Source organism: Actinoallomurus purpureus, assembly GCF_024055795.1.
Taxonomy (GTDB): Bacteria; Actinomycetota; Actinomycetes; order Streptosporangiales; family Streptosporangiaceae; genus Actinoallomurus; species Actinoallomurus purpureus.
Genome location: NZ_JAMXMY010000005.1, coordinates 163034 through 180273, shown reverse-complemented (window position 1 = coordinate 180273; position 17240 = coordinate 163034). Strand labels below are relative to the sequence as shown.

General features: G+C 71.8%; 18 protein-coding genes. 1 reads left to right on the top strand and 17 read right to left on the bottom strand.

Annotated elements, in window-relative coordinates; translation table 11 throughout:
* The first annotated feature begins 109 nt into the window (after positions 1–109).
* Positions 110–1171 (top strand): hypothetical protein, encoded by a 1062-nt coding sequence (locus tag NE236_RS12260; protein ID WP_252842032.1) that lies wholly within the window; start codon positions 110–112, stop codon positions 1169–1171.
* On the opposite strand, the gene NE236_RS12255 is transcribed toward NE236_RS12260, so the two are convergent.
* From NE236_RS12255 to NE236_RS12175, 17 genes are all read right to left on the bottom strand, one after another.
* A complete protein-coding gene (locus NE236_RS12255; RefSeq protein ID WP_252842031.1) occupies positions 1152–1409 on the bottom strand; it encodes an NUDIX domain-containing protein in 258 nt (85 codons plus the stop codon). The two genes, NE236_RS12260 and NE236_RS12255, sit on opposite strands and share 20 nt — an antisense overlap.
* Positions 1410–1552: 143 nt before the next feature.
* Complete coding sequence (locus NE236_RS12250) at positions 1553–1921, bottom strand: MmcQ/YjbR family DNA-binding protein (protein WP_252842030.1); 369 nt, start codon at positions 1919–1921, stop codon at positions 1553–1555.
* Positions 1922–1955: 34 nt separating this feature from the next.
* Positions 1956–2153, bottom strand: coding sequence for a hypothetical protein (locus NE236_RS12245; protein ID WP_252842029.1), 198 nt, complete (start codon positions 2151–2153; stop codon positions 1956–1958).
* A 132-nt stretch (positions 2154–2285) separates the two neighbouring features.
* Positions 2286–3464, bottom strand: coding sequence for a cytochrome P450 family protein (locus NE236_RS44450; RefSeq protein WP_252842028.1), 1179 nt, complete (start codon positions 3462–3464; stop codon positions 2286–2288).
* A gap of 254 nt (positions 3465–3718) precedes the next feature.
* Complete coding sequence (locus NE236_RS12235; RefSeq protein ID WP_252842027.1) at positions 3719–4459, bottom strand: MBL fold metallo-hydrolase; 741 nt, start codon at positions 4457–4459, stop codon at positions 3719–3721.
* Positions 4460–4553: 94 nt separating this feature from the next.
* Positions 4554–5747: a methionine adenosyltransferase gene (gene metK / locus NE236_RS12230; RefSeq protein ID WP_252842026.1), complete on the bottom strand. Its 1194-nt coding sequence runs from the start codon at positions 5745–5747 to the stop codon at positions 4554–4556.
* Between the two features lie 115 nt (positions 5748–5862).
* A complete protein-coding gene (gene coaBC / locus NE236_RS12225; protein ID WP_252842197.1) occupies positions 5863–7047 on the bottom strand; it encodes a bifunctional phosphopantothenoylcysteine decarboxylase/phosphopantothenate--cysteine ligase CoaBC in 1185 nt (394 codons plus the stop codon).
* A gap of 140 nt (positions 7048–7187) precedes the next feature.
* Entirely contained in the window at positions 7188–7454 is a 267-nt protein-coding gene (rpoZ, locus tag NE236_RS12220; protein WP_252842025.1) for a DNA-directed RNA polymerase subunit omega, read from the bottom strand.
* A 14-nt stretch (positions 7455–7468) separates the two neighbouring features.
* On the bottom strand, positions 7469–8053 hold the full coding sequence (gene gmk / locus NE236_RS12215; protein WP_252842196.1) for a guanylate kinase: 585 nt from the start codon (positions 8051–8053) through the stop codon (positions 7469–7471).
* A gap of 58 nt (positions 8054–8111) precedes the next feature.
* Positions 8112–8438 (bottom strand): integration host factor, actinobacterial type, encoded by a 327-nt coding sequence (mihF, locus tag NE236_RS12210; RefSeq protein WP_252842024.1) that lies wholly within the window; start codon positions 8436–8438, stop codon positions 8112–8114.
* A gap of 220 nt (positions 8439–8658) precedes the next feature.
* On the bottom strand, positions 8659–9357 hold the full coding sequence (gene pyrF, locus NE236_RS12205; protein WP_252842023.1) for an orotidine-5'-phosphate decarboxylase: 699 nt from the start codon (positions 9355–9357) through the stop codon (positions 8659–8661).
* On the bottom strand, positions 9354–10382 hold the full coding sequence (locus NE236_RS12200) for a dihydroorotate dehydrogenase (protein ID WP_252842022.1): 1029 nt from the start codon (positions 10380–10382) through the stop codon (positions 9354–9356). Before NE236_RS12200 ends, pyrF begins: the two co-directional genes overlap by 4 nt.
* Complete coding sequence (locus NE236_RS12195; protein WP_252842021.1) at positions 10379–11257, bottom strand: dihydroorotate dehydrogenase electron transfer subunit; 879 nt, start codon at positions 11255–11257, stop codon at positions 10379–10381. The genes NE236_RS12200 and NE236_RS12195 overlap by 4 nt, the downstream gene beginning before the upstream one ends.
* Complete coding sequence (gene carB / locus NE236_RS12190) at positions 11254–14592, bottom strand: carbamoyl-phosphate synthase large subunit (protein ID WP_252842020.1); 3339 nt, start codon at positions 14590–14592, stop codon at positions 11254–11256. Before carB ends, NE236_RS12195 begins: the two co-directional genes overlap by 4 nt.
* A complete protein-coding gene (locus NE236_RS12185; RefSeq protein ID WP_252842019.1) occupies positions 14592–14789 on the bottom strand; it encodes a hypothetical protein in 198 nt (65 codons plus the stop codon). Before NE236_RS12185 ends, carB begins: the two co-directional genes overlap by 1 nt.
* Positions 14786–15901: a glutamine-hydrolyzing carbamoyl-phosphate synthase small subunit gene (carA, locus tag NE236_RS12180; RefSeq protein WP_252842018.1), complete on the bottom strand. Its 1116-nt coding sequence runs from the start codon at positions 15899–15901 to the stop codon at positions 14786–14788. Before carA ends, NE236_RS12185 begins: the two co-directional genes overlap by 4 nt.
* A complete protein-coding gene (locus NE236_RS12175; RefSeq protein WP_252842195.1) occupies positions 15898–17178 on the bottom strand; it encodes a dihydroorotase in 1281 nt (426 codons plus the stop codon). The genes carA and NE236_RS12175 overlap by 4 nt, the downstream gene beginning before the upstream one ends.
* Between the last annotated feature and the right edge of the window lie 62 nt (positions 17179–17240).

Genomic DNA, 17240 nt, shown 5'->3' with positions numbered 1-17240 from the left:
CGGGCCCCCCGCCATCGTTCGCCACTACCCCGTCCTACCAGATCGAACGGACGCCGACGCCGCTGCAGACCAGTGGAACCCGTGACCCAGCCGGCTCGTCACACCGATCATGGATTCAGAGCAGAAGACCGAGACCGTGAGCCCGAGGGCCGATGCCGAACGGATCGACTTCGCGGATCTGTGCCAGGACCTCGGCGGGATCGTGTGCGACTATCCGTACTGCGATCCCGCCCTTGTGCTGCAGGTGACCGCGTCGGATCTGCGGGCCAGGGCGGAGGACGGCGGGCACCCGGCCCGCGACGATGCCCCCGGTCTCCTGCTCGCCCTCCACGCGGCGTCCTGGTACGCCGTGTCGGGGCGGATCGACGACCCCGCGGTCGTCGACTCGATGATCGAGGCCGTGGAGCGGGCGGCTACCGGATACGAGGCGGGCGCCTGCCCGCACCCCGGAGGCGAGGGCCACCCCGACCTGACGGACGAGAGCCCCGACTCGATCGTGGACCTGATCCTGCCGCTCTACGACGAGGAGGAGTGGAAGGACTACTACGGGACGGACTTCGCCGAGGGCGCGGAGGAACGGGCCGGCTGGTTCTGTCCCGGGTTCATCCGTGGCATCGCCGAGAGCACGCTGGCGACGCTGCGCGATGGGCGGGATGAGCTGTTCGGTCCCCCGGACATCGACGCCCTGGAACGCGTCTACCTGAAGCCCGACGGCCGAGCCGACATCTCTCGTCTGATCCACGACGCCGGCGATGCATGGTACGGCGGCTCTCCCGGGCTGACGGAGAAGGCCAGTGTCCTGGCCGCCCACCGGATGGCCCATGGCGCCCCTGCGGAGGAGCGGCTGCCGCTGTTGCTCACCGTCGGCTTCGCCGTGCAGAACGCCACGTGGGAGGCGATCCCCCCGAAGACGGCCGAGCTCTACCACAGGGCGCTCGAGTCGGTGGATCAGACCCCGCTCGCCGCGCCGTGCCCGCATTCCGACGGGCACCCCGAGGTCGCCGTGGAGGCCAAGGACTGGGCGCGGCTCGCGCGGGCGCTCCACGACCCGAGCACGAAGAAGGGGATGACGGTGGACGAGGCCGCCGTGCGATGCCCGAAATTCGCCGCCGAGCGGGCCGCCGCGCTGCTCCGCGTCACCGGCGAACACCTCACACCCGGCGAGGGCTGACCTTCGGTACGACCCGCAGCGCGATCCCGAGTTCCTCCTTGATCTCCCGAGCACATGCATCCAGCGGTGATTCCTCCGCCTCAAGCATCCCGCCAGGGATCTCCCATCCGTCCTTATAGACCGGATGAACGACCAGCACACGGCCCTGCCGGTCACGGATCACGGCGCCTGCCGCCGCGCGGACCCGAACCAGCCCGGCGATGTAGGAAGGGTCCGGCGCGCTGCCGGGAACGTTCATCCAGCGACTTTACGACGTGCGTTCCGCACGCTGGCCTGCGGACAGCGTGATGTGGCCCCGCTCCCGGGCACGGGGCCGAGCAGGAGCACGAGTACCTGTGCCGCCGCTCGGGGACGGCCACAGGCCCGTCCCCGGCGCTTCGGTCACCGACACCGGGTGCCCGTGACCGGGCTCGGTCCGAGACGTGTGGCGGCGACGCGCTTGGGAACGACCATGCGCCAGGCCTCCTCGACGAGTTCGCGCATCTCGTCCTCGTCTAGGGTGGCGAGGCGGACCTCGACCCAGTTGAAGCGCTGGTCGGAGAGCCGGGGCAGGCGGAACTTCTCCGGCTCTCCGGCGATGAGCGCGGCCCGCTCCTCCTTGGGGAAGGCGAAGCCCATCCACTCCTCGTCGGCGGAGAACGCGAGGTAGACGATCTTGCCGACGCGGAACTTGATGCGGTCCCTGATCAGGTGCTCTTCGGTGCGCGGCAACGACGATGCCACGCGCCGCACGTCCTCGACCGTGACCATTCCCGCCCGCCTCCCGCTCACGGCCCCGTACGGCTCAGCAGTCCGGGGCGGAGCAGGGGATCAGCTCCAGGCCGTCAGCGTCGTCGACGCGAGACCGGCCCGGCGGTCCCTCCGGGGCATGATGCCGCTCGAGCCGGGCCGCGACGGCCAGGGCCCGCAGCGAGTGCGACCGCACCATATGCTGGCGAGGGCTCGCGGCCCGGTTCCGGCGTTCGGGGATGCTGCTGTTCACAGTGACCTCCAGGGGTTGAAAACGCCACCGGGTCCGTCGATCGCGGACACCCGTCTCTCCTCCCCCACAGCAGAAAATCACTCCTGAATATTCCGAAAGTGAATAATTCATACCTCTGGGATCCCACCGGCCTCAGCAGTTCACCGGCGTGAACGTGACGGGCAGGTGCTCGAGTCCGCGCAGTCCGGCGACCTGCCAGGGCAGTTCTTCGTACGGCACGGCGAGAGCAAGATCGTCGAGTCGTCGCAGCGCCGTCCCGATGGCGATCCGCCCCTCCAGCCGGGCCAGCGGCGCGCCGAGGCAGTAATGGATGCCGTGCCCGAACGCCAGGTGGGCACCTGCGGTCCGTGTGACATCGAGACGGTCGGCCTCGGGGAACTCCGTGAGGTCGCGGTCGGCGACCGCGGTGGCGATGATGACGGTCGCGCCCCGGGGAACGGCCACTCCGCCGATCTCGAGGTTCTCCGCCGCGACGCGCAGGATGCCCGGGTTCACCGGACCGTCGTATCGCAGGAACTCCTCGACGGCGCCCGGGAGCAGACCCGGGTCGTCGCGAAGGAGCTTCAGCTGGGCGGGGTGGGCGAGCAGCGCCACGATCCCGTTGCCGATCAGATTGACCGTGGTGATGTAGCCGGCGACCAGCAGCAGGAAGGCCATCGCCACCAGCTCGCCCTCGTCGAGTCGCTGGTCCCGGTCCCTGGCAGTGATCAATGCGCCGAGCAGATCGTCGGCGGGGTCCGTCCGCTTGGCCGCCAAGAGCCCTTCCAGGTAGGACCACATCTGCCGCCACGCCCGCTCTGTCGCCGCCAGGTCCGGCCGGTCCGGGCGCTGGGTGAGCAGGACGTTCGTCCACTCCTGGAAGCGATCCCGGTCCGTCAGGGGCACGCCGAGCAGCTCGCTGATCACCGTGACCGGCAGCGGCAGGGCGAAATCCTTGATCAGGTCCGCCCGCCCGGCCGGGATGATCGCGTCGAGCAGCCGATCCGTGATCGCCTGCACTCGTGGTTCGAGTTCGGCCACCCGGCGTGCCGTGAACGCCTTCGACACGAGACGGCGCAGCCGGCCGTGGTCAGGGGCGTCCAGGCGGACCATGCTGCGCATGGCGGAGGTCCGCTCCGCGGAGGGCAGTTGCTCCAAGAGCCGAGGGTCTGTGGCACCGCGGAGATCGCTGGTCAGGCGGGGATCCGTGAGCGCCTCCCGCGCATCGCCATAGCGGGTCACCAGCCACGCTTCCATCCCGCGGACGGTGACGACCCGGCGGACCGGGCCGCCCTCGCGGAGCCTGCGGTAGAACGGGAACGGGTCGGCCACGAAGGCCGGATCCTCATGCGGTAGAACGATCGGCTCACCCATCCGGCCCCCCGAACCGGTCACGACGGCGGCGACGTCCGCCGCCCGGACCACGCCCCCTTAACCGGTGCCCCGTTCCAGGCCTCCGCTGACGCGACCGCGAGCGACCGGAAGCGCACCGTCCGTACATGATCGGTCTGCCCGCCCGGAACCGGGCTCAAGCTTCGTTGCCGCGGTTGCGGTCGCCCCGGACGCCACCGCTCAGACCGGCCGGCTCAGAGACTCAGCCCCGCCTCTTTCGCGGCGACCGTGATCGGCCCCGAGAACTCCTTGACGGCAGCGTCCCGGGCGGCCTCGGGCGGGGTTCCGGGCCACAGGTGGGTGAGCATCAGACCGGCGGCGCCCGCGTCGGCGGCCTGCCGCGCCGCCTGCCGGGCGCTGGTGAGGAAGGCCGCGTCCTCCGGCGGTACGACCTCCGGATAGGTCGCGTCGGCGATCAACAGGTCGGCGTCCCGGGCGAGTTCGACCACGTCCGGGCTCGGGCCGGTGTCGCCGGTGTAGGCCAGGACCTTTCCGCCTGCGGCCACCCGCATCCCGGCGTTCGGCACCCAGTGCGGGAGCAGCCGGGTGTCGACCGTGAACGGGCCGATGCTCAGGCGATCGCCGGCGGAGAACTCCCGCAGCGCGAGGGCGTGGTCGAGCATCCCCGGACGGTCCAGCGCCAGCACCGCGTCCAGGGCGCCGGGCAGCGCATACACCGGCAGGGCGGGGACCGACTCCGCCGTCAGGCCACGAGCCCGCAGGAACGGGTTGAGGTCGGCACAGTGGTCCGGGTGCCCGTGGCTGATGACGACCGCGTCGACCTGGTCGGCCGTGACGTGCCGGAGCAGCTCGGGCACTGTCGCGTACCCGAGGTCCAGTAGCAGCCGATGGCCGTCGTGCTCCACGAGGAACCCGCTGCACGCCGCCCCGGCGGCCGGCCACGCGCCGCACCCGCCCAACACAGTGATCTTCACGGCGAACAGCGTAGAACGCGTCGCGGCCGCCCCGGAGGATCCGGAACGGCCGCGATGCGAAGCAGGGTGCTTCCCCGTCGGAGAGCGCTCGGGGTCAGAGCCCGGCGGCCGCCTGCAGGGCCTCGGCGCGGTCGGTCCGCTCCCACGAGAAATCGGGCTCCTCGCGGCCGAAGTGGCCGTACGCCGCGGTCTGGGAGTAGATCGGGCGCAGCAGGTCGAGGTCGCGGATGATCGCGGCCGGGCGGAGGTCGAAGACCTCGAGGACGGCCTCCTGGATCTTCTCGACCGGGAGCTTCTCGGTGCCGAAGGTCTCGATGAACAGGCCGACCGGGTGGGCCTTGCCGATGGCGTACGCGACCTGGGCCTCGCAGCGGTCGGCGAGGCCGCCGGCGACGACGTTCTTGGCGACCCAGCGCATGGCGTACGCGGCGGAGCGGTCGACCTTGGACGGGTCCTTGCCGGAGAAGGCGCCGCCGCCGTGGCGGGCCATGCCGCCGTAAGTGTCGATGATGATCTTTCGGCCGGTCAGGCCGGCGTCGCCCATCGGGCCGCCGATCTCGAAGCGGCCGGTCGGGTTGACCAGCAGGCGGTAGCCCTCGGTGTCGAGGTCGAGCTCGGCGACGACCGGGTCGACGACGTGCTCCTTGATGTCGGGGGTCAGCAGGTCGCTGAGGCTGATGTCCGGGGCGTGCTGGGAGGACACGACGACCGTGTCGAGCCGGACGGGGCGGTCGCCGTCGTACTCGATGGTGACCTGGGTCTTGCCGTCCGGGCGGAGGTAGGGGACCACGCCGCTGTTGCGGACGGCCGACAGACGCCGGGCCAGCCGGTGCGCGAGGGTGATCGGCAGGGGCATCAGCTCGGGGGTCTCGCGGCAGGCGTAGCCGAACATCAGGCCCTGGTCGCCGGCGCCCTGCCGGTCGAGCTCGTCGGAGCCGTCGCCCTCGCGGGTCTCGTAGGCGTCGTCGACGCCCTGCGCGATGTCGGGCGACTGGGCGCCGATGGACACCGAGACGCCGCAGGAGTGGCCGTCGAAGCCCTTGCTGGAGGAGTCGTAGCCGATCTCGAGGATCTTCTCCCGGATGACGCCGGGGATGTCGACGTACGTCTCGGTGGTCACCTCGCCCGCGACGTGGACCTGCCCGGTCGTGATCAGCGTCTCGACGGCGACGCGGCTGCGCGCGTCGTCCTTCAGCATCGAGTCGAGGATCGCGTCACTGATCTGGTCGGCGATCTTGTCGGGGTGACCTTCCGTCACGGACTCGGAGGTGAACAGGCGACGTGACACGTACGTGTACTCCTTGCAGCGGCTGCTGACTGACGTAGCAGAGTGGTCTGGTCTCGGTGGCGAAGTCTAGCCGGGACCGGTCGAGCAACAATTGAGCGTGCGAGAACCGGCGACTTTACTGTAGCCGCCCGGCCACCTGATCCCATACGACGTCGGCGAGCGCTTCTTTCGAACCTCGCGGCACGTCGACGGGCGTGCCGTCGACGGAGAGGATCACCGCGGCGTTGTCGGGGGCGCCGAAGGTCAGGCGCTCCCCCACCTCGTTGACGACCAGCAGGTCACAGCCCTTGCGGGCGAGCTTCTCGCGGCCGTTGCGGAGCACGTCGTTCGTCTCGGCGGCGAATCCGACGATCACCTGGCCGGGGCGGCGGGCGGCGACGAGCTCGACGAGGACGTCGGGGTTCTTCACCAGGCGGATCGGCTCCGGCTCGGCGTCGTCCGTTTTCTTGATTTTCATGTCGCGGTAGCCGGCGGGCCGGAAGTCGGCCACCGCGGCCGCCATGACGACGGCGTCGGCCTCGCCGGCGACCTTGAGCACCGCGTCGCGCAGTTCGAGGGCCGAGCCGACGGGCACCACCTCAGCGCCCGCCGGATCCGGCAGCGCGACGTTGGCGGCGACCAGGGTGACGCGGGCGCCACGCGCGAGCGCCGTCCGCGCCAGGGCGTACCCCTGCAGGCCCGACGAACGGTTGCCGATGAACCGGACGGGGTCGATGGCCTCGCGGGTGCCGCCCGCCGAGATGACGACGTGGCGGCCGGTGAGGTCGGCGGGAAGGTCTCCCCGCGCCAGCACGAGGCGGGCGGCGTCGAACAGCGCGTCCGGATCGGGCAGCCGCCCCTTACCGGAGTCGGCGCCGGTGAGCCGGCCGACGGCCGGGTCGATCACGACGCACCCGCGGGAGCGCAGAGTCGCCGCGTTGGCCTGCGTGGCGGGGTGCTCCCACATCTCGGTGTGCATCGCGGGCGCGAACACGACCGGGCACCGGGCGGTCAGCAGGGTGTTGGTGAGCAGGTCGTCGGCGAGACCGTGCGCGGCCTTGGCCAGCAGGTCGGCGGTGGCCGGCGCGACGATGACGAGGTCGGCGCCCTGGCCGAGGCGGACGTGCGGCACCTCGGCGACGTCCGACCAGACCTCCGTGGTCACCGGCTCGCCGGACAGGGCCGCCCACGTCGGCTCGCCGACGAAGCGCAGCGCGTCGCGCGTCGGGATCACCCGGACGCGGTGGCCCGACTCGGTCAGCCGCCGCAGCAGCTCGCACACCTTGTAGGCGGCGATACCGCCGCCGACGCCGAGGAGCACGCGGGGACGACGCCCGGCCGGCTCCGATGCCTCACTCACCGGCAGACCCTTCCGCGGGGCACGAGGCGACACCCGAAGGTCGTCACCGCGGGCGCCCGCATGTCAGGGCGCCACACGCCCCGGGGCCGCCGGAGGACAACTCAGGCGCCTTCGATGGCCTCGGAGTTGAGCAGGCCCTCGCTGACCTCGCGCAGCGCGATGGACAGCGGCTTCTCCTGGACCTGGGTCTCCACCAGGGGACCGACGTACTCCAGGAGACCCTCGCCGAGCTGGGCGTAGTAGGCGTTGATCTGGCGGGCGCGCTTGGCCCCCATGATCACGAGGCTGTACTTGCTGTCGACGATCTTCAGCAGGTCGTCGATCGGCGGGTTGGTGATGCCTTCGGCACCAGGGGCATTCGATGCCACTCCTGCGCCTTCCGCTAGTCGGAGTTCGGTGGTTGTGCAGCCAGCAAGGCTACCAGCTCGGCACAGACGTCCTGGACCGACGTGTTGACGAGGGTGACGTCGAACTCCTTCTCGGCCGCCAGCTCGGTGCGGGCGGTGTCGAGGCGGCGTTCGATCACCTCGGGCGGCTCGGTGCCCCGGCCGACGAGACGGCGGACGAGCTCGTCCCACGACGGCGGCGCGAGGAACACGAACAGCGCGTCGGGCATGGCCGCGTGCACCTGGCGTGCGCCCTGCAGGTCGATCTCGAGCAGGACCGGCACGCCGGCTTCGAGGTGCTCCAGCACCGCGCGGCGCGGCGTGCCGTACCGATTGCCCGCGAACTCGGCCCACTCGAGCAGTTCACCCTCGGCGACGAGCCGGTCGAACCCGGCGTCGTCGACGAAGAAGTAGTGCACACCGTGGGTCTCGCCAGGACGGGGCGTACGGGTTGTCACCGAGACCGACAGCCACACCTGTGGGTGGGCACGCCGGATCTCGGCGACGACCGTGCTCTTGCCGACGCCGGACGGCCCTGAGAGGACCGTCAGGCGCCTGGACGGGATGGAGCCGCCCGCCAGGGGGGTGGCGGAAGCGGCCGCGGCGGTCTGCCCGCCGCGCCCGTCCGAGGCGAGCCGATCAGCGATTTCCACCGCCGCCGAACTCACGCTCGAGAGCGGCCCGCTGGTTGTTACCGAGACCCCGCACGCGGCGGGACTCGGCGATACCAAGCCGCTCCATGATCTGCTTGGCACGGACCTTCCCGACGCCAGGCAGGGATTCCAGCAGAGCCGACACCTTCATCTTGCCGATGACGTCGTCGGCCTGCCCATCCTTCAGAACCTCAGCGAGGGAGGTACCCCCGTGCTTGAGCCGGTCTTTGACCTCGGCACGCTCTTTGCGAGCCTTTGCAGCCTTTTCCAGGGCTGCGGCGCGCTGTTCAGGGGTTAGGGGCGGAAGCGCCACGCCGGGTCACCTCGTGTTTCCACTCGATTGAGTCGGACGGCTCGGGAACCTAGCGAGTTCAGGGCCCATAAAGCAACGTGAAAGCCCGTACAGCCCGGCATTTAGTTACAGATGTCACTCTATGCGCCGTCACGATCACTCACTGTATTGAAAGTAGGCGGTTCTTACACCCCGAACCGTACGACGGCCTGGCGTTTCTTGCGAGGGGAAAACCGGTCAGTCAAGCTGTTCCGGTACGGCGCAGCGCCGCCGCGATGCCGGCCGCCGCCGCCCCCGGATCCGGGGCGCCCGTGATGGGCCGGCCGATCACGAGAAGGTCGGCTCCGGCGGCGAGGGCCTCCTCGGGGGTCGCCACGCGCGCCTGGTCCTGTGTCGCGGCGCCGGCCGGCCGGACGCCCGGAGTGATGAGGGTGATGCCGGGACCGACCTCCGCCCGGACGTCCGCCACCTCGCGGGGCGAGCACACCAGCGCCTGGGCCCCCGCGCCGACGGCCAGGGCGGCCATACGGCGCACGACGTCGGCCGCCGGGCCTCCGAGTCCAACCCCGGCCAGATCGGCCTCCGAGAGCGACGTGAGGACCGTGACGGCCGCGATCTTGGTGTGCGGTGCCGCCTCGACGGCCGCGCGGATCATGGCGGCGCCGCCGCCGGCGTGCACGGTGAGGTACGCGGGCTTCAGGCGGGCCACCGCGTGCGCGGCGCCCGCGACGGTCGCCGGGATGTCGTGGAGCTTCAGGTCGAGGAAGACCTGGACGCCGCTCGCCCCGCGGACGCTCGCGACGACGTCGGGGCCGTACCTCAGGTACAGTTCAAGGCCGACCTTGACCGTGCTGACGTGCGGGGTGACCAGCGCGGCCCAGCGCGCGGCGGTCTCGAGGTCCGCCGCGTCGAGCGCGACGGCGATGGGAGCGGTGTTCACTGGGTGGTCTCCTGTTCGATCGGCTCGGCCCCGCCCGCGCCGACGGTGTCTCCGGCGACCGCCAGGCCGACGTTGGGGTCGATGCGGCGGAAGTGGGTCCCCGCCGGCTTGTGGGCGAGCCCCACGACGTCGGCGAGCCGGTCGATGCCGCGCTCCTTCAACGCCCCTTCGAGCTCGCGCAGGATGCGTGCGCACGCGGACGGGTCGTGCAGGAGCACCGTGCCCACGGCGACGGCCGAGGCCCCGGCCAGGACGAACTCCAGGGCGTCCAGGCCGGTCCGGATCCCGCCGGTCCCGACGATGGGCACCTCCGGCAGCGCGGCGTGCACCTGGTAGACGCAGCGGACCGCCACGGGGCGGATCGCCGGTCCGGACAGTTCGCCGGTGACGCCGGCGAGCCTCGGGCGCAGCGTGGTCGTGTCGATCGCCATGCCGTGTAGCGTGTTGATCATCGACAGGCCGTCCGCGCCGGCGTCGGCGCACGCCATGGCGACCCCGACGATGTCGGTGACGTCCGCGGACAGCTTGGCCAGCACCGGGAGGCGGCGCGGCGTACTCGCCCGCACCGCGCGCACCAGGCCGGCGGCGGCCGACGGGTGGGCGGCGAACATCGACCCGCGGTCCTCGGCGTTGGGGCAGGAGGTGTTGACCTCCACGGCCGCGACGCCGGGCGCGTCGCCGAGAAGACGGGCGACCTCGGCGTACTCGCCGACGCTGCCGCCGGCGATCGACACGATCACGCGGGCCTCACGCTCGGCGAGCCAGGGCAGGTCGCGGCTCAGGAACGCCTCGATCCCCGGGCCCTGGAGGCCCGCGGCGTTCAGCACGCCGGACGGCGTCTCGGTGAGCCGGGGCGCCGGGCGCCCGGCGCGCGGCTGCGGCGTGATGGACGGCGTCACCAGCGCGCCGAGCCGGGCGACGTCGAAGAAGCGGCCCAGTTCGCGACCCGTCCCGCCGCAGCCCGCCGCCGTCATGACCGGATTCGGCAGCGTGAGGCCGCCGATCCGCGCCTCCAGGTCCGTCATGAGAAGTTTCCGGGCAGTAGGGAGCGGGGGGCGCCGTAGGCGTCGAACGGGATCGTGCCGAGGTCGTCCCAGCGCACGCGCTCGCCGCGGAACACCGGGCCCTCGACGCACGAGCGCGCCATGTGGGTGACGCCCTCGTCATCGATCACCGGGAGCACGCAGGCCAGGCACACGCCCGTGCCGCACGACATCGGCTCCTCCACCGCCACCTGCACCGGCAGGTCGTTGCCGGCGGCGATCCGGCTCACGGCCCGCAGCGTCTCCGTGGGCCCGCAGGCGTAGACCACGTCGGCGCCGACCTCCTCGATGACGGCGGCCACGAGGTCCTCGGGACGGCCCCGGTGGCCGAGCGAGCCGTCCTCGGTGACCACGGACGTGGAGTCGCCGTCTCGGCGCGCCGCGCGCGTGCCGTAGACGTGGTCGGAGTCGGCTCCGCCCAGGACGAAGTGCAACGGGCACTCGCGCTGGCGGAGCACGGCGGCGAGCGGGAACAGCGCCGCCGCGGAGTACCCCTCGCCGACGAGGACGCAGCGCACGGGGTGACGCGGCAGCGGGAACGGGCGGCCGAGCGGGCCGGCGACGTCGAGGATGTCGCGCGGCCGCAGCGCCGCCAGCCACCGGGTGCCGGCGCCGCGCACCGCGAAGACGATCTCGACGGTGCCGCCGTAGTCGGGCTTGACCTCGCGGACGAAGAAGCACCGCCGCGTCAGCATGCTCGACTGTTCCCCGCCCACGGCGAGGGCGGCGAACTGGCCCGGCCGGAAGCGTTCGGCGATGCCCGGGGCCATGAGGGTGATCGTGTGGTAGGCCCCGGTCCGCCGGATCGTCAGGACCGTTCCGGGCACCTGCACCGGTGCGACCGGTGAGTCGGTCAAATGTCCTCCTCGCCACCCCAGAGGTGCTGGGCGTGCTCCTGCAGCGACCGGACTCCGACAACGCCCGCAGCGATCGCCTCGATGCCCTGGACGGCCGCACCGAGCGCCTGCACCGTGGTGAGGCAGGGCACACCGCGGAGCACGGCGGCGGTGCGGATCTCGTATCCGTCGAGCCGCGGCCCGGACTGCCCCGGGCTGCCGAACGGGGTGTTCACGATGAGGTCGACCTCGCCGTCGAGGATGCGCCGCACGATCGTCGGCTCGCCGTCCGACCCGGGGCCGGCGCTGTGCTTACGCACGATCTTGGCATGCACCCCGTTGCGGCGCAGGACTTCCGCCGTCCCCTCGGTGGCCAGGATCTCGAACCCCAGGTCCGCGAGCCGCTTCACCGGGAAGATCATGGCTCGTTTGTCGCGGTTCGCCACGGAGACGAACGCGCGGCCCTTCGTGGGCAGCGAGGCGTAGACCGCGATCTGCGACTTGGCGTACGCCGTGCCGAAGACCGCGTCGATGCCCATGACCTCGCCGGTGGAGCGCATCTCCGGGCCGAGGATGGTGTCGACGCCGATCCCCTCGGGCGTGCGGAACCGGTCGAACGGCAGCACCGCCTCCTTGACCGAGATCGGCGCGTCGAGCGGGAGGTCGCCGCCGTCGCCGGTGGCGGGCAGCAGGCGCTCGGCGCGGAGCCGGGCGACGGTCTCGCCCATCATGACCCGCGCCGCGGCCTTGGCCAGCGGCACGGCCGTGGCCTTGGACACGAACGGCACCGTACGGGACGCGCGCGGGTTGGCCTCCAGGACGTACAGGACGCCCGCCGCGAGGGCGTACTGGACGTTCATGAGGCCGCGCACGCCGATCTCGCGCGCGAGGGCCTCTGTGGAGGTGCGGATGCGGGCGATGTCCTCCTGCCCGAGGGTGATCGGGGGCAGGGCGCACGCCGAGTCGCCGGAGTGGATGCCGGCCTCCTCGATGTGCTCCATGACGCCGCCGAGGTACAGCTCCTCGCCGTCGTACAGCGCGTCGACGTCGATCTCGATCGCGTCGTCGAGGAACCGGTCGACGAGCACCGGGTGCTCGGGGTTCCACCGCCCGCCGCCGGCGCGCTCGACGTAGGACTTCAGCGTGGCGTCGTCGTAGACGATCTCCATGCCGCGCCCGCCGAGGACGTACGAGGGCCGGACGAGCACCGGGTAGCCGATCTCGGCCGCGATCGCCGCCGCCTCCTCGTAGGACGTGGCGGTGCCGTGCTTGGGCGCGGGCAGCCCGGCGCGGGCCAGGACCTGGCCGAACGCCCCCCGTTCCTCGGCGAGATGGATGCTCTCCGGTGAGGTGCCGACCACGGGCACGCCCGCGTCCTTGAGCTTCTGCGCCAGACCCAGCGGCGTCTGCCCGCCGAGCTGGACGATCACCCCGGCGACCTCGCCGGTCTCCTGCTCGGCGTGCACGACCTCCAGGACGTCCTCCAGGGTGAGCGGCTCGAAGTACAGCCGGCCGGAGGTGTCGTAGTCGGTCGAGACGGTCTCGGGGTTGCAGTTGACCATCACCGTCTCGTAGCCGGCGTCGGCCAGCGTGAACGAGGCGTGCACGCAGCTGTAGTCGAACTCGACGCCCTGCCCGATGCGGTTCGGGCCGCTCCCGAGGATGATCACCTTGGGTTTGTCGCCCGCTGGGACCTCGGTCTCCTCGTCGTAGGTCGAGTACAGGTACGGCGTGCGGGCCTCGAACTCGGCGGCGCAGGTGTCGACGGTCAGGTAGACGGGGCGGATGCCGAGGGCGTGCCGCAGCTCGCGGACGACCTCGGCGGAGGTGCCGCGGATCTCGGCGATCTGCTCGTCGGAGAAGCCGTGCCGCTTCGCCTCGCGGAGCGCGTCCGGGTCGAGGTGGTCGCCTGACAGGTCGGCGGCGACCTCGTCGAGGGCCGCGATCTGGTCGAGGAACCACGGGTCGATCGACGTCGCCTCGTACAGCTCCTGGACCGTCGCGCCCGCCCGCAGCGCCTGCTGCACGTCGCGCAGCCGGCCGTCGTGCGGCCTGCGGGCGCGCTCGACCAGCTCGGCCTTCAGCGCGGCCCGCTCGTCGCCTGTGAGGCCCTCCGGGCCCGGACCCCAGGAGAAGGAGCTTCCGGCCTTCTCCAGCGACCTGAGGGCCTTCTGCAGCGCTTCGGGGAAGGACCGGCCGATCGCCATGGCCTCGCCGACCGACTTCATGTGGGTCGTGAGCGTCTTGTCGGCCGCGGGGAACTTCTCGAACGCGAACCGCGGCGCCTTCACCACGACGTAGTCGAGGCTCGGCTCGAAGCTGGCGGGCGTCTCGCGGGTGATGTCGTTGCGGATCTCGTCGAGGGTGTAGCCGACGGCGAGCCTCGCTGCGATCTTGGCGATCGGGAAGCCGGTCGCCTTGGAAGCCAGCGCGCTGGAGCGCGACACGCGCGGGTTCATCTCGATGACGATCATGCGGCCGTCGTGCGGGTCGATCGCGAACTGGATGTTGCACCCGCCGGTGTCGACGCCGACGGCGCGGATGACGTCGATCGCGACGTCCCGCATCCGCTGGTACTCCCGGTCGGTGAGCGTCATGGCCGGCGCGACGGTGATCGAGTCGCCGGTGTGCACGCCCATCGGGTCGACGTTCTCGATGGAGCAGACGACCACGACGTTGTCGTGCCGGTCGCGCATCAGCTCCAGCTCGTACTCCTTCCAGCCGAGGATCGACTCCTCCAGGAGCACCTCGCTGGTCGGGCTGGCCGCCAGGCCGGCGCCGGCGATGCGGCGCAGGTCGTTCTCGTCGTAGGCCATGCCGGACCCGGCGCCGCCCATCGTGAACGACGGCCGGACGACCATCGGGTATCCGAGGGTCGTCGCGGCGGCGAGGCAGTCGTCCATCGTGTGGCAGATCACGCTGTGCGCGGACTCGGCGCCGATGTCGGCCACGATCTTCTTGAACCGCTCGCGGTTCTCCCCCGCCTGGATGGCGTCGATGTTGGCGCCGATCAGCTCGACGCCGTACCGCTCCAGGACGCCGGACTCGTGCAGCGCCACGGCGGTGTTGAGCGCGGTCTGGCCGCCCAGCGTGGGCAGCAGCGCGTCGGGGCGTTCCTTGGCGATGACCTTCTCGACGGTGTCCGGGGTGATCGGCTCGACGTACGTCGCGTCGGCGATCTCCGGGTCGGTCATGATCGTCGCTGGGTTGCTGTTGACGAGGGCCACGCGCAGGCCCTCGGCCTTGAGGATCCGGCACGCCTGGGTGCCGGAGTAGTCGAACTCGGCGGCCTGGCCGATGACGATCGGGCCCGAGCCGATGACGAGGACGGATTTCAGGTCGGTACGGCGCGGCATCAGGTTCCCTGTCCGGACGCGACCGCGACGGCCACGAGGGCCACCACGGTCAAGACGGCGGCGACGGCGGTGAGGATGAGGGCGATCGGTGTCGGCGGACGGGCCCGTACGACGGCGTCGTTCGGGTCGACGGGCACGTGACCGTGGGAGGCGGTGTCCGAAGCGTGGTCGTCTGTGTGCCCGTGAACGTCACTCATTTTGAGTCCATCAATTCGCAGAACCGGTCGAACAGTCCGGTGGCGTCGTGCGGGCCCGGCGCCGCCTCAGGGTGGTACTGGACGCTGAACGCGGGCCGGTCGAGCAGCCGCAGCCCCTCGACGACGCCGTCGTTCAGGTCGACGTGGCTGACCTCGGCGCGGCCGTACGGCGTGTCGAACGGCCCGTCCAGGGGCGCCTCGACCGCGAACCCGTGGTTGTGGCTGGTGATGTGCACCCGCCCGTCGGCGCGGTCCTGCACCGGCTGGTTCACGCCGCGGTGGCCGAACCGCAGCTTGTACGTGCCGAGGCCGAGCGCGCGGCCGAGCATCTGGTTGCCGAGGCAGATGCCGAACACCGGGGTGCCGGAGTCCAGCACGCCGCGCAGGGAGTCGACCGCGTAGCCGCAGGCGGCCGGGTCGCCCGGCCCGTTGCTGTAGAACACGCCGTCCGGCTCGAGCGCGAGGATGTCCTCGGCGGTCGCGGTCGCCGGCAGCACGTGCACCTCACAGCCGCGCTCGGCCATGCGCCGCGGCGTCATCGCCTTGACGCCCAGGTCGATCGCCGCCACCCGGTGGCGCACGTCCCCCTCGGGGCGCACGACGTACGGCTCGGAGGTGGAGACGACGCGGGCCAGGTCGGCGCCGATCATGTCCGGGCTGTCCAGCACGCGCTCCAGGAGCGCCTCGGGGTCGGTCTCGGCCGTGCTGACGCCCGCCCGCATGGCTCCGCGATCCCGCAGGTGCCGGGTGAGCGCACGGGTGCCGTTGATCGCGATGCCGACGACGCCGTACGCGCGCAGCTCGTCGTCGAGCGAGCGGCGCGCCCGCCAGTTCGAGACGATCCGGGAGGGCTCGCGGACGACGTACCCGGCGACCTGGACGCGGCCGGACTCGGGGTCCTCGTCGTTGACGCCGGTGTTGCCGATGTGCGGCGCGGTCATCGTGACGATCTGCCGGTGGTACGACGGGTCGGTCAGCGTCTCCTGGTAGCCCGTCATGCCGGTGTTGAAGACGATCTCCCCGAACGCCTCTCCCTCGGCGCCGTACGCGGCCCCGTGGAACGTCCGGCCGTCCTCCAGGACGAGCAGCGCGGGCTTGGTCGCGGAACTCAAATGACCTTTCCTTCCAGGACGGTGGGACGGCCGCGCAGGAACGTCGCGTGCACCCGGCCCGGCAGCTCGAGCCCGGCGAACGGCGTGTTGCGGCTCTTCGAGACGAAGGCCGCCGGGTCGACGGCCGTGCGCGCGGCCGGGTCGTACAGCGTCAGATTGGCCGGGGCGCCGACCTCGATCGGGCGGCCCTGGCCGGTGAGGCGGCCGATGCGCGCCGGACGGGCCGACATGCGGTCCGCGACGCCGGCCCAGTCGAGCAGCCCGGTCTCCACCATGGCCTCATGGACGACGGACAGGGCCGTCTCCAGGCCGATCATGCCCATCGCGGCCGGCGCCCACTCGGTCTCCTTCGCCTCGGCCGGGTGCGGGGCGTGGTCGGTGGCGACGCAGTCGATCGTGCCGTCGGCGAGGGCCTCACGCAGCGCCTCGACGTCGGCCTTGGTGCGCAGCGGCGGATTCACCTTGTAGACCGGGTCGTAGGTCTCGGCGAGCTCGTCGGTCAGCAGCAGGTGGTGCGGGGTGACCTCGGCGGTGACCTGCCAGCCCTTGCTCTTCGCCCACCGGAGGATCTCCACCGAACCGGCGGTGGAGACGTGGCAGACGTGCAGCCGGGAGCCGACGTGCGCGGCGAGCAGGCAGTCGCGGGCGATGATCGCCTCTTCGGCCACGGCCGGCCAGCCGGCCAGGCCGAGCCGCCCGGAGACCTCGCCCTCGTTCATCTGCGCGTGCTCGGTGAGCCGGGGCTCCTGCGCGTGCTGGGCGACCACGCCGTCGAACGCCTTGACGTACTCCAGCGCACGGCGCATCAGCACCGCGTCGGACACGCAGTGGCCGTCGTCGGAGAACACCCGGACCCGCGCCGCGGAGTCGGCCATCGCGCCGAGCTCGGCGAGGCGCTCGCCCTCCAGCCCGCGGGTGACCGCGCCGACCGGGTGGACGTCGCAGTGACCGGCCTCCCTGCCGAGCCGCCAGACCTGCTCGACGACGCCGGCCGTGTCGGCCACCGGCTCGGTGTTGGCCATGGCGTGCACGGCGGTGTAGCCGCCGGCCGCCGCGGCGCGGGTGCCGCTCTCGACCGTCTCGGCGTCCTCCCGGCCGGGCTCGCGCAGGTGGGTGTGCAGGTCGACCAGGCCGGGCAGCGCGATCAGCCCGTCGGCCTCGACGACGGTCGCCTCCGGCGCGGTGAGACCCGCGCCGACCTCGGCGACGACGCCGTCGCGCAGCAGGATGTCGGCGGGTGCCCCGCCGAGGATCCGCGCGCCCTTGATGAGGAACATCACGCGTCTTCCCTTCTCGATGCGTCGCCGCCGTTCCGTATCGCATCGCCGCCACGCGACAC

Coding starts and splice junctions, on each gene's coding strand:
- NE236_RS12260 (WP_252842032.1), top strand. CDS start 110: ATGGATTCAGAGCAGAAGACCGAGACCGTGAGCCCGAGGGCCGATGCC.
- NE236_RS12255 (WP_252842031.1), bottom strand. CDS start 1,409: ATGAACGTTCCCGGCAGCGCGCCGGACCCTTCCTACATCGCCGGGCTG.
- NE236_RS12250 (WP_252842030.1), bottom strand. CDS start 1,921: ATGGTCACGGTCGAGGACGTGCGGCGCGTGGCATCGTCGTTGCCGCGC.
- NE236_RS12200 (WP_252842022.1), bottom strand. CDS start 10,382: ATGACGGACCTGGAGGCGCGGATCGGCGGCCTCACGCTGCCGAATCCG.
- carB (WP_252842020.1), bottom strand. CDS start 14,592: ATGCCGCGCCGTACCGACCTGAAATCCGTCCTCGTCATCGGCTCGGGC.
- NE236_RS12185 (WP_252842019.1), bottom strand. CDS start 14,789: ATGAGTGACGTTCACGGGCACACAGACGACCACGCTTCGGACACCGCC.
- NE236_RS12175 (WP_252842195.1), bottom strand. CDS start 17,178: ATGTTCCTCATCAAGGGCGCGCGGATCCTCGGCGGGGCACCCGCCGAC.